This window comes from Anderseniella sp. Alg231-50 (assembly GCF_900149695.1).
GTDB lineage: Bacteria > Pseudomonadota > Alphaproteobacteria > Rhizobiales > Aestuariivirgaceae > Anderseniella.
On record NZ_LT703003.1, the window covers coordinates 1,075,334 to 1,086,596 of the forward strand.

Genomic DNA, 11,263 nt, shown 5'->3' on the forward strand with positions numbered 1-11,263 from the left:
AGTTCGTGTTGTTAATCGGGAAGCGGAAGAGCTAACCTGTGATAACGCTGGTAGCCTGTTAACTGGAGAGGCGGTTGATGTCCGACAATGAAAAAACCCTGCCCGAAGGGTTCTGTCTGTATCCCTGGATTAACAGTTATGTCGCCACAGATGGAAAAATTGCGCCGTGCTGCGAGTTTGATGGTGAGGTTGGCAACCTCAGGGATACCACGCTGAACGCAGCATGGAACAGCGAGAAACTGGCCAAGGTTCGCGCAGCTTTCATCGCTGGAAAACCCTTGAAAGCTTGCTGGAAGTGCATTGACCGTGAAAAGCGGGAAGGATCCAGCATGCGACTGGATGCGCGAGACGGGCTTTCTGAATGGAATGATAAACTGACAAGGGCTGCCGACAATCTTGCATCGGTCACGCCCGAATTTCCAGTCATGCTGGACCTGCGATTCTCCAATCTGTGTAATTTCAGCTGCCGCAGTTGCTGGCACGGGTCCAGCTCGAGCTGGTTCAAGGACGGTAAGGCAATCGGTGTGACCTTGGGCGGCAAGGCGGAAATCAGGAGCTTCGGGAAAATTGATGATGTCGTCGAGCAAATTGGCGATGGTATCGATAAACTGGAGGAGTTGTATTTTGCAGGCGGTGAACCCCTGATGATGGAGGAACACTACGCATTGCTGAATTTGCTCATCGAGCGCGGAAGAACAGATGTTCGCCTGCGCTACAACACAAACATGTCACGAACCGGCCTTGCCGGCAAATCGGTTTTCGACCTGTGGTCGAAATTTGACACAGTGGTTGTTTTTGCAAGCGTTGACGCGAGCCATGGCGAAGGCGCGCTGGTGCGCAACGGGTTCAACTGGGATGAGTTTGTGAGTAATGTCGCAGAGTTGAGGCAACAGTGCCCCCATGCGGATATCTGCTTTGGTGTGACGGTGTCGGTATTTAATATTCTGTCTCTTCCGCAGCTATTTGGGGCGCTGACGGAAGAATGCGATGCGGTGCCCAGCAAGATTCAACTGCATTCCCTGCAGGAACCGGATTTTTACCGGACCCAGGTATTGCCGGGAAAACTCAAGCGGAAGGCGGCAAAGCAGATCGAGGACTACATCCAAAATGTGCTTTGCGAACATGAACCGGATCCCGACAAGGCAAGCGAGTTTTCGCGACACCTGACGGGCATGGTCAGGTACATGAATTCTGAAGACCTGACACGCAAACTGCCGCTGTTTCGTGAAATGATGAAAAAACTCGATGAGTTGCGTTCTCAGGACAGTGGGGCGACCTTACCCAGCCTGCAACCGGTGCTGGATGATGTGCCGCAGTTCAATCCATTCACCAGGTTACGGTCCCTTCTAGGCTGGAGCACGTGATGTTCAAACGTCAGTTTCGCCGCATCTCCAATCGCAACAAATCTACTGTCAGGTGATTGAGTTTCTGCGAACTTCCAACGTGACAGCCGTGGGTTCGGTAATTATTGACTGCAAGTGCGGCATGCCTGTATCGATTATCACAACCGGAGGTGTCCGGTTTCATTGATCCGCAAGAAGTTGATTGAATCACCACAATGAAGTTGTTTTATCTGAATCCGGTCGGTCTGTCTTATGAGGATTTTGGCGGGGAAATGGTCGCAGTCAATTTTGAAACCGGCAAGTATTACGGCCTGAGCGGCAGTGCTCTTGCAATATGGCAGCTTTTGATCCGGCCGCATTCGATAGACGAACTGGTGCTGGAACTTCAGAAACGCTATTTGCCCGGTGAACACGATATCCGGCAGATGGTCGAAGGCTTTGTCAAGATTCTCGATGACGAAAAACTGTTGCTCGAAATTGAAGCCAATGAGCAGATTGCTGTCGCGAATGATGCTGAGATGACCCCCTTCGAAGCACCCAACCTGGAAGTGCACAGCGATTTGCAGGAACTTATCATGCTTGACCCGGTACACGATGCAGATCCCGACCATGGCTGGCCGGTCCGACGTCCGGAATCCTGACAACAGACCTGTTCGTGACCGCGGGGAGCCAGATGATGAATGTTGAGGCATCCTCAATCGAAGAGTTCTTGCGAGCCAACATTTCATGTGCCCAGACGTTGTGGTCTGAACTTGGTGGCAGGCAGCGTGTATTCCGGTTTGGCCATGTCACCATGGCGGTTCGGTTCATAGCAGGCCATGCGCAAGCGGTGGTGTGCCCCGTTCTGGAACATGCTGAACAAACCGAAGGCAATGCCGCACCGGATGCGGTGGTGTATGTCCTGGTATCCGATCAGACCGGGGTTGCGCCGCCGCCCGGCCACTGGCCGTTTCCGGTAGAAAACACGCAGGATCATCAGCGCATATGCTGGCGGCCGAACGATGGCCTGGCGCTTTCGTCTGATGATGAACGTGGCATCTGGCACTTGTTTGATCTGAAGTCCATGACCGGGCTCTACTGGCTGCGCGGCGATGACAAATTGCCGTACTGGGAATTCGGCTCTCCGCTTCGGCACTTCATCCACTGGACATGCCTGCAGTCAGATATCGCAATGATCCATGGTGCTGTTATTGGTCTGGATCAGCGTGGCATTATGCTGACCGGGGTCGGGGGCAGCGGCAAGTCGACGATGACAGCAGCTGCCATTTCTAGCGGCTGGCAAACAACAGGCGATGATTTTGTCCTTGTCGGCACGCAACCGGACGCTGTGAGCTTTCCGATCTTCGATGTTTTGAAACTAACAGGCATGGCCGAGGAGATGTTTACCGATCAGGTTGCCATGGCGACAAATCAAAGTCGGACAGAAGGGGAAAAGGCATTGATCCCGATATCAAAGACAGCAGGAAAGAATTTTGTGCGTCAGCTCCCGGTGGAAGCTATTTTTTCCCTGCAGTTAACAGGTGTCGAGACCAGTAAGATTGAAGATCTTTCCAAAGTTGATGCAGTAGCTGCGCTGGCGCCATCGACAATGAACATATTGCGCACGGCCATGCCGGAGACCTTGAAACATTGCAGCTTGATTGCCAGGGCTCTACCCACTTACAAGTTGCTCGTCGGAACCAACCCCAGGGAAGGCCTGAGCGTGCTTCAGGAATTTCTACAGCAGCAGAGCAGGTCATGAACGCCAATCCGAACATCAGTGTCATCATGCCGGTGCGCAATGGCGAACTGTTTGTGGCGGATGCGATAAAATCAATCCAGACACAGTCCGTCGCGGTGACGGAAATTCATGTGATAAATGACGGGTCTACAGATGCCACCGCTGAAATCGTCTCGGCGCTGGCCAGAACTGACAGTTCAATCATTGTTCATGACGGTCCGCAGAAAGGACCGGGTCCGGCACGCAATGTGGGGCTGAGGCGGGCAACCGGAGAGGTGATCGCGTTTCTGGATAGCGATGACCTGTGGCCGGCCGGTAAGCTGCAGACACAGGTCGCACGCCTGGTTGCCAAACCGGATGTCAGTATGGTTTCCGGCTTCGTGCTGTATTTTGACAAGCAGATTGAAAATGGCCTCGAACCGGCAAGCGATGCGCGCACCAGCGAGATATTCCACGTCCACCTGGGAGCCACGATCTACAGGCGGAATGTGTTTGACGAAGTCGGACTGTTTGATGAAACGTTCACGTATTCCGAGGATGTTGACCTAATGTTACGTATTCGTGAAGCGTCCTTGCCGTTCACCATCATGAATGAGATCACCCTGTATTACAGACGTCATGACAACTCCATGACCACGACTTTGACAACGACGGAGAAGCGGGATTTTCACCGCTCCCTGATCAACTCCCTCAAGCGTCGCAAAGCTGCCGGAATTACCGAGCCGTTGACGCCGTTTGCGGATGTGGTGGGATTTTAGAGAATGAAAGTCAGTGCCATTGTTGCTGCGTGGAACGCCGCAGACACGCTGCATGAGACACTTGACAGCATTGCTGCGCAGACAGTTAAGCCGGATGAGGTGATTGTTGTTGACGATGGTTCGACGGATGACACCGCGAAGGTCGTGGCGGAACACCCGCACAAGATACAGCTCATCCAGACCGAAAATCGTGGTGTTCCCAGCGCTCTCAATACCGGTATTGCGGCATCGACCGGTGATGCGATTGCCATCCTGGATGCCGACGATTTGTGGGAGGTTGATAAAACCCGACTGCAGATTGCTGCCCTGAACAGTGATCCGGCCATAGGCGTTGTTGTCGGCCATTACGACACTTTTGAATGCCCTTCCATTCCGCCTGAGCGGTTTGCGACACTGAGTTATGTCAAAGGAGGTCGGCCCGGCTACCTGAACGGCTGTCTGCTCATTCGCCGGCGCTGGGTGGCATCGGAAGAGTTCAAGTTTGATGAGACGTTGAGGAACGCTCATCTGGTCGAGTGGTTTCGCAACGCCCGTGTTGGCGGCATCGTGGAAAAAATCATCCCGGAAACCGTAATGAAGCGCCGTATCAGGCCGGGTACCCTCGGTGCACGCAAGGTTTCGGGTGCCGAGGATTCCATGAGTCCGTATGTTCTCGAGGTGGCTCGCCGTGCCATTGCACAGAAACACAAGAAGAGGGGCAACCCTGTGTGATGTCGTTGAACTACCGGTTGAAAAACTGGTTTGCGCTGCAAGCCTGGCCTGACCCGAACACAGATCAGCTTATCAAGGCAACACTGCTTCCTATTGATGAGGCGCGGACTTACTGGCGCAACTGGAAAGCCGCCAATGACATTGATGACTGTACCTGGCCGCAGTTCAAAATACTGGCCCGGTTTTCCGGGAGGTTGCCGAAAGTAGATCCGGAGTGTCCGGAGATACCCCGATTGCATGGCATGGCGAAGGCGCTTTGGACGAAGTCTCAAATGCAGCTAAACCGGTCAGCTGCCGCACTCGACATTCTGACCAAAAGGGATGTCCCCGTTTACCTGATGAAGTCGGCTGCTCTTGAAGCCCTCGAAATGACCAAGCTGACCCGTCGCGTGACCTCGGATATAGACCTGATGGTGAAGCGCAAAGACCTTCGTCTCGTCGTATCCTCGTTATGTGAGCATGGCTGGGGCGGTGCTGAAGATGTGGAGACGGCTCTGCAAAGGTGCAGGTATCATGCCGGCATCAACCTGCAGCGCGGCAGTGAGCAGAACCGGGATAACTCGGATGTGGACGTGCATCATCAGCCTGTGCATATGCCGTTTCTTGATGATGAGGTGATTGCCGGAATCTGGGAACGAGGGATCGCAGCCAACTTTCGCGGGCGTGATGTGCTGGTATCGGCGCCGGCGGAGTTGCTTGTGTTCACCGCAATGCAGGGTATACGCCGGTTTGTTCCCAGCCATATGTCCAGCGGCATGTGGGCCTTCGATCTGGCTGAGATAGTTGACAGCGACGATCTCGACTGGGCACGTGTCCTGGAAGTCGCCGCAATGTGCAAGGGCTCGTGGGCATTGCTCAGTTGCCTGAGTTACCTGAAACACGAACTGCGTATCGATGTTCCCGACCAGGTGCTCAGCCTGCTCGCAGGACAGGCGACCGGCCTCGATGAAGCAGTGATGTTTTACGCGCAGGCGCCGACATATGGTGTCACAAAGATTTTCAACCTGCCATTACGCGAACTGGTGCTACTCAACCGTCAGAAGGTGTTCGCAGAAACCGGGTACCACGCGTCAAAGGATTGGTAGCCGTGGTCGGCGAGTGCAGCTCCCCGGTGTCTATGGAGAGAAGCATGTAATTGCCGTCATGCTGTTTCGCGATGACCTGCCCGTCACGTTTCCCGGTCGCGTGCGCCTGCCTGGCAATTTCGCGGTCCCGTAACATCTCGATTGCTTCGGATGAAGTCACATTCTGCATAGGACGCAACTATGCAGCAGAAACACAGAATGCTGAACTGATCCGTCTGCTTAAGAAACCGTATCAAAAAACGCCTGAATTGTGCCGTTTCCGGTTATCAAAAGTATACCAAACGCCGTAAGCGTTCCTTATTGAAAACCGGTTATTTCAACCTATGCAGGCATATGTCCGAATTGCCTCAACCGATACAAAATAACGGACTTAAGCAGGGATTGGCGGATGAATAACTTAGCTCAAAAGCACTTTAACGGCGTTGCGGACACCAGTGATGTCGAATTCACAAAACTGTCGGATATCGATCTGTACCGGCGTGTTTCAAAGGGTGCCGGGACAGCTCAGATTGCCAGCGACAGTGACTGGCAGTCGCAAATCGACGCTCTGGCGCAGTCATTCCCTGATATGGCCCGTACCACATTGGTGCTCTCGGTGCTGGGGGTATACCTGTGCAGAACCTCCGAAGACCAGGAAGCGACATTCAAGCTGGTTAACGGAGTCCTGCCCGCGCAGGCAGGTATCGAATCCATCGTCCAGCTGGGCATTGAAGCCCGCGAAGCATTTGCAGGCTTTGCGAGCCGGGTGGGCGTTCAGCAAAGCATTTCTCTGGTCAGTGCCGCCGCCCACAACTATTACCACCGGGACAGTGTTTCTGACCTCATCGTGAGCATGGGATCGCTGCCGGCGGTTGATGTCGACGCAGATATTCATTTTCATGTCCACGAGGACGGACAGGTTGATATCCGTACAGCCGGCTATGTTGAACCGGAATATGCAGACCGCGTTTACAGCCGACTGCTGACGCTTGCCGGCGATATTGCGAGAAATCCTTCCGGGCCCCTCGGACTTCATGAGGTGATGTCACCGGCCGAACGCAAAACCGTAATCAACCAGTGGAACGAGACCAGCATCAACTACGGCTATGATGGCGGTCTTGTTGCAATGATGGAAAAGGCAGCCGAGCGTAATCCAGATCATCCGGCAATCATCTTCAAGGACCAGGCGGTTTCCTTTGGCGAGTTCAACGGCAGGGTAAACCGCCTGGCACGCCAACTTGTCGAGGCTGGTGTCGGCAAGGATGATTTTGTCTGCATCTGCATGGAACGGAGCATCGAGATGGTGGTCGCCATCTGGGCCACGGTAAAAGCCGGCGGCGCCTATGTTCCTTTAAACACCGAGGATCCGCGATCGCGGATTACGGAGATCATCGAAGATTGCCAGCCGAAAGCGGTGCTGACACAGCCGCACCTGGCCGATTGCCTGCCGCTGGACGCGGATGCGACCGTAATCGGTGACGGGGCAGTCGATATAGCAGAGCGAAATGAGGACAATCTGGGCTTTGCGCCTGAACCCGATGCTCTGGCCTACATGATTTACACCTCTGGTTCGACCGGGAAACCGAAAGGCGTCACGGTGGAGCATGAAGCAATACACAACCGTGTTGTGTGGATGCACGAGGAGTACGGACTGCTCCCTGAAGACCGGGTCATGCAAAAGACCCCGTACACGTTCGATGTATCGGTCTGGGAGTTCTTCTGGTCCTTTGCCGTTGGCTCTACGCTGGTGGTTGCCGAACCAGGCGGCCACGTGGCGATGCGCTATCTGTACACGCTGATGGACGTGCACCAGGTGACATACCTTCACTTTGTGCCCTCGATTCTGCGGCTTTTCCTGATGCTGCCGGACCTCGACAAGCTGCCGATCAAGAAGCTCTTCTGCTCAGGAGAGGCGCTCGGCTTTGACAGCGTGGAGACATTCTACCAAAAAGCCAACGCGCATGCTGAAGTCCATAATCTGTATGGACCTACGGAAGCTGCAGTGGATGTGAGCTATTATCACTGCCAGCGCAAGTCGTCAGATGGCATGATCCCGATCGGCAAGCCGGTGTCCAATACCGGCCTGTATGTTCTGGATGAGAATGGCCAGCCCTCGCCAATCGGGGTGCCCGGCGAGCTTCATATCGGCGGCATTCAACTCGCACGTGGCTACTGGGCGCGCGAGGAACTGACCGCAGAGCGCTTTGTGACCACCGAGCTGCCAGACATCCGGTACAAGCGCCTGTACAAGACCGGTGACCTGGCCTATTTCCGCCGTGATGGTGAAATCGTCTACATGGGCCGGAATGACTTCCAGGTGAAAATCAACGGCGTGCGCATGGAACTCGGCGAGATCGAGACAGTGATCCGCAGCGACGAGAAAACCAAGGATGTTGTTGTTGTTGCTGAGGACATCAACGGAAATAAGAACCTGATTGCCTATGTTGTTTCCTCTGAACCCACTGCGGATGTCGCAGAAGCACTGAAAGCGCTGGTCGCTGAGAGCCGGCCTTCGTACTATGTGCCGCGGGAAATCCGGTTCCTTGGCGAGATGCCCCTCACGGTTTCGGGGAAGATCAACAGAAAGCTTCTTTCCGAGGTGCCTCGCCTGTAACGAACGAAGTGAAAACCGACCCAGCGACGAAACCCGGGCCTGCCATGCAGCCCCGGGTTTTTCTTGTGAACAAATCTGCATGAACAGGATTCGGGATATGGTGCATGATTGCTGTAGCGCCCGGTGTGTCCGGACACGTTGTTGGCTACCCTGAGCGATGTGCTGACTGTGCTGCCCGGCAGGGCGCAATGTGTTTGCAAGACAACCAGTTAAATAGAATACTGGCTTGAAAACAAAAACTTATGCGGTCAAACGTCGTGCCAGAGCCGCACGCTTGCCGCTGATGTCCCGTAACATCCTGATGAGAAGATCTTCGTTACTGCAAGGCTTGCCGATCAGGTAACCCTGCATGGACTGGCATCCTTCCTGACGAAGAAATGTGATGTGCTCTTCGGTCTGCACGCCTTCAGCAATGATTTTGCAGCCCATCTGCAAACCCATGTTGATGATCGTGCGGGTGACAAGAGCTGCCTGCTCATTGCGGTTGCAATCCTCGATGAACGACCTGTCGATCTTGATCTTGTCAAACGGGAAGGCAATCAGCGTTGAAAGAGACGAGAAGCCGGTACCGAAATCATCAAGGGCAATTGAAACACCAAGATTTTTCAGGCCGCGCAAAACATGCAGCGCGCGGACCTTGTCATCAATCAGGACGCTTTCGGTCACTTCCAGCTCCAGCCGCTCTGGCTGCAGACCTGAATCGACCAGTGCCCGATGCACAACCTCAATGATATTGCTATCGCGAATTTGGACAGGAGAAACGTTTACAGCGACGGTCAGGGGTTTCGGCCAATGGGATGCGATCTTGCAGGCATTTTCCAGGACAACCTGACCCAGCTTGGTGATCAAGCCGCGTTCCTCGGCTATCGGAATGAATGTGGAAGGCGATATGATGCCAAGTTTGGGATGGGTCCATCGCGCCAGGGCTTCATGTCCTGTGATCTTGCCGGTTTCCACATCAGCCTGGGTCTGGAAATGGACATCTATATCTCCGGAATCAACAGCGACCCTCAGTTCCTGTCCCAGCATCCGTGCCTCACGGATTTTCCGGTCCATCTCCTCATTGAAAGCCTGGATCTGGCCGCTTGTCTGGCGTTTCGCCCGGTACATTGCCGTGTCTGCATTGGACAACAGTTCCTCGGCATTGCGGCCGTGTTGCGGATATTGGGCGACACCGATGCTGAGCCCGACCTGGAGCTCAATTCCGTCGATATGCATAACCCGTCCAACACACTCGATAAGCCGGTGTGCCAGCTCCGGTATCCGATCCTTGGCACCAGGGCCGCAGCGTTGAATTGCAACAAATTCATCTCCGCCAAGCCGGGCAAGGAAATCACCCTTGCGGCATGCCTTTTTGAACCTGCTCGTGACCTCTTTCAGAAGCACGTCGCCCGTGTGATGACCGTAGACATCATTGACTTCCTTGAACTTGTTCAGGTCAAGGATCAGCATGAAGAATTCATAACCGTGCCGCTCTGCATTCTCGATTTCCGCTTCGATCCGTTCAACGAACGAGTTGCGGTTCGGCAAGCCGGTCAGTGAACAGTTCATCGCCAGGTGTGCTGCCTTGTTCTTGGCGGCTTCGCGTTCGCGAAGCGCTTCAATGTGCTGGGTTACATCGTGAAGCAGCAAGACCATTGCCTTGTCGGCCGTGTAAGAGACCTTTTTTTCATATACCCGGTTCCCGACGGTCAGCTTTTGCTTCTCGGCCAGCATCATTTTAAGGAAAGCCCTGGTCGATTCATCACTTCGCTTGCCGGTAGCATATTCGACGATCAGTTCGAATTCCGGATTCCAGACGCTTGGAACAAGGTTCTCGTCTACCATCACAACCCCGGCATTCACGTTTTCCAGCACTGACTGGAATACGCGCTGGCGTTGGGTGTTGGCCAATGCATAGCGGATTGAACGGTCCAGTGTGTCAGACCGAAGGTTGATCTTGGAGATGAAGTCGGAAGCGCCCGCATTCAGCGCAGCTTCATCTGTAGACCGGTCATTCAGTCCGGTCAGCAGAATGATGGGGGTATCATCGCCGCGTTCCCGCTGCTCCTTGATGAAATCGATCCCGGTAACGCCTCCCATGCGGTAGTCGCACAGGACAATATCAGTCTTCGCCCCGCTCAGAATTTTTGCTGCTTCAGCGGGCAGGTTCGTCGATTCGACCACGTAGCTCGACGCATCGATATCATTTATCAATTCCTGGATGAGGAAAATATCATCATCGTCGTCATCAAGGATCAAGACACGGGTCTTGTTCTTCATTTCACGCCCCTTAGTTGCAAGCAGTAGGAATAGTGCGAAGACCGCATGCAATCATCGGGTGTAGCGTGAAGGCAGCTTTATTCCCTTAACGTCAGTCTGAAACCGGCTGTTTCAAGGTAACTTTCAACTGCCTTGATGAACAATGTGTTGCACCGGATGCTAAACTATTTCGTTGCCGGGAAACCAATGCACAGGAAACGCGCCCGGGCGGCACTTCGCTCAACCGGGCCGATGTTTCAGACCAAATCCATTGCAATCAAAAAGCCCCGCCATGGATTTCATGACGGGGCTTCTTGTTTCGCAGGTTTTGTCGACCTGCAGCATCTGGTTCAGGTGCATCACGCGCTAGGCGTTTGCCGGAATTGCAACAATCTCGATCCAGTATTGTCTAAGCACCTTCACCACATCGACAAGACGGTCAAAGGTGACCGGCTTGGTAATGAAGGAGTTTACACCCAGGTCGTATGTTTTGAGGATATCCTCTTCGGATTTTGATGTGGTCAGCACAACAATTGGAATGTTGCGAAGCTTTGGATCTTCCCTGATTTCCTTAAGCGCCGTGCGGCCATCCTTCTTTGGCATGTTCAAGTCCAGCAAGATGATGCCGGGCAGGGGGATGTCGCCAGTATCTGCATATTGGCCCTCTTTGCGAAGGTAGTGCATCAGCTCCTCACCGTCCTTGACAAAGTCAATGGGATTCATGAGCCGGGACTCCTTGAAGGCGTCGGCAATCAGCATAAGATCGTCTTCGTCGTCATCAGCAATCAAGATTCTCACAGTGTCGTTCCTAC

The 11,263-nt window shown here is 53.8% G+C and carries 10 protein-coding genes; 7 read left to right on the plus strand and 3 right to left on the minus strand.

The annotated features are described in order from the left end of the window. Positions 1-77: 77 nt before the first annotated feature. On the plus strand, positions 78-1,364 hold the full coding sequence (locus tag DHN55_RS05125) for a twitch domain-containing radical SAM protein (RefSeq protein WP_108880274.1): 1,287 nt from the start codon (positions 78-80) through the stop codon (positions 1,362-1,364). Positions 1,365-1,558: 194 nt separating this feature from the next. Beyond that, entirely contained in the window at positions 1,559-1,984 is a 426-nt protein-coding gene (locus DHN55_RS05130) for a PqqD family peptide modification chaperone (RefSeq protein ID WP_108880275.1), read from the plus strand. Positions 1,985-2,067: 83 nt separating this feature from the next. Here DHN55_RS05130 and DHN55_RS22230 read toward each other — a convergent pair whose 3' ends face one another. Further along, positions 2,068-2,319 (minus strand): hypothetical protein, encoded by a 252-nt coding sequence (locus DHN55_RS22230; protein ID WP_337659938.1) that lies wholly within the window; start codon positions 2,317-2,319, stop codon positions 2,068-2,070. A 69-nt stretch (positions 2,320-2,388) separates the two neighbouring features. Between DHN55_RS22230 and DHN55_RS05135 the strand changes: the two genes are divergently transcribed. The 5 genes from DHN55_RS05135 to DHN55_RS05155 all read left to right on the plus strand — a co-directional run bounded on the left by DHN55_RS05135 (position 2,389) and on the right by DHN55_RS05155 (position 8,210). Next, on the plus strand, positions 2,389-3,084 hold the full coding sequence (locus DHN55_RS05135) for a hypothetical protein (protein ID WP_337659939.1): 696 nt from the start codon (positions 2,389-2,391) through the stop codon (positions 3,082-3,084). Then, positions 3,081-3,821 carry a glycosyltransferase gene (locus DHN55_RS05140; protein ID WP_108880277.1) on the plus strand — a complete coding sequence of 247 codons (741 nt, stop codon included), beginning with the start codon at positions 3,081-3,083 and terminating at the stop codon, positions 3,819-3,821. Before DHN55_RS05135 ends, DHN55_RS05140 begins: the two co-directional genes overlap by 4 nt. A 3-nt stretch (positions 3,822-3,824) precedes the next feature. After that, the gene (locus DHN55_RS05145; protein ID WP_108880278.1) at positions 3,825-4,532 is read left to right on the plus strand and encodes a glycosyltransferase; all 708 of its coding nucleotides are present in this window, start codon (positions 3,825-3,827) and stop codon (positions 4,530-4,532) included. Next, entirely contained in the window at positions 4,532-5,617 is a 1,086-nt protein-coding gene (locus DHN55_RS05150) for a nucleotidyltransferase family protein (protein WP_108880279.1), read from the plus strand. Before DHN55_RS05145 ends, DHN55_RS05150 begins: the two co-directional genes overlap by 1 nt. A gap of 388 nt (positions 5,618-6,005) precedes the next feature. Then, positions 6,006-8,210, plus strand: coding sequence for an amino acid adenylation domain-containing protein (locus DHN55_RS05155; RefSeq protein ID WP_108880280.1), 2,205 nt, complete (start codon positions 6,006-6,008; stop codon positions 8,208-8,210). A 240-nt stretch (positions 8,211-8,450) separates the two neighbouring features. On the opposite strand, the gene DHN55_RS05160 is transcribed toward DHN55_RS05155, so the two are convergent. Further along, complete coding sequence (locus tag DHN55_RS05160; RefSeq protein ID WP_108880281.1) at positions 8,451-10,472, minus strand: EAL domain-containing protein; 2,022 nt, start codon at positions 10,470-10,472, stop codon at positions 8,451-8,453. Positions 10,473-10,817: 345 nt separating this feature from the next. Next, positions 10,818-11,249 carry a response regulator gene (locus DHN55_RS05165; RefSeq protein ID WP_337659940.1) on the minus strand — a complete coding sequence of 144 codons (432 nt, stop codon included), beginning with the start codon at positions 11,247-11,249 and terminating at the stop codon, positions 10,818-10,820. Between the last annotated feature and the right edge of the window lie 14 nt (positions 11,250-11,263).

Coding starts and splice junctions, on each gene's coding strand:
- DHN55_RS05125 (WP_108880274.1), top strand. CDS start 78: ATGTCCGACAATGAAAAAACCCTGCCCGAAGGGTTCTGTCTGTATCCC.
- DHN55_RS05130 (WP_108880275.1), top strand. CDS start 1,559: ATGAAGTTGTTTTATCTGAATCCGGTCGGTCTGTCTTATGAGGATTTT.
- DHN55_RS22230 (WP_337659938.1), bottom strand. CDS start 2,319: ATGATCCTGCGTGTTTTCTACCGGAAACGGCCAGTGGCCGGGCGGCGG.
- DHN55_RS05140 (WP_108880277.1), top strand. CDS start 3,081: ATGAACGCCAATCCGAACATCAGTGTCATCATGCCGGTGCGCAATGGC.
- DHN55_RS05145 (WP_108880278.1), top strand. CDS start 3,825: ATGAAAGTCAGTGCCATTGTTGCTGCGTGGAACGCCGCAGACACGCTG.
- DHN55_RS05150 (WP_108880279.1), top strand. CDS start 4,532: ATGTCGTTGAACTACCGGTTGAAAAACTGGTTTGCGCTGCAAGCCTGG.
- DHN55_RS05155 (WP_108880280.1), top strand. CDS start 6,006: ATGAATAACTTAGCTCAAAAGCACTTTAACGGCGTTGCGGACACCAGT.
- DHN55_RS05160 (WP_108880281.1), bottom strand. CDS start 10,472: ATGAAGAACAAGACCCGTGTCTTGATCCTTGATGACGACGATGATGAT.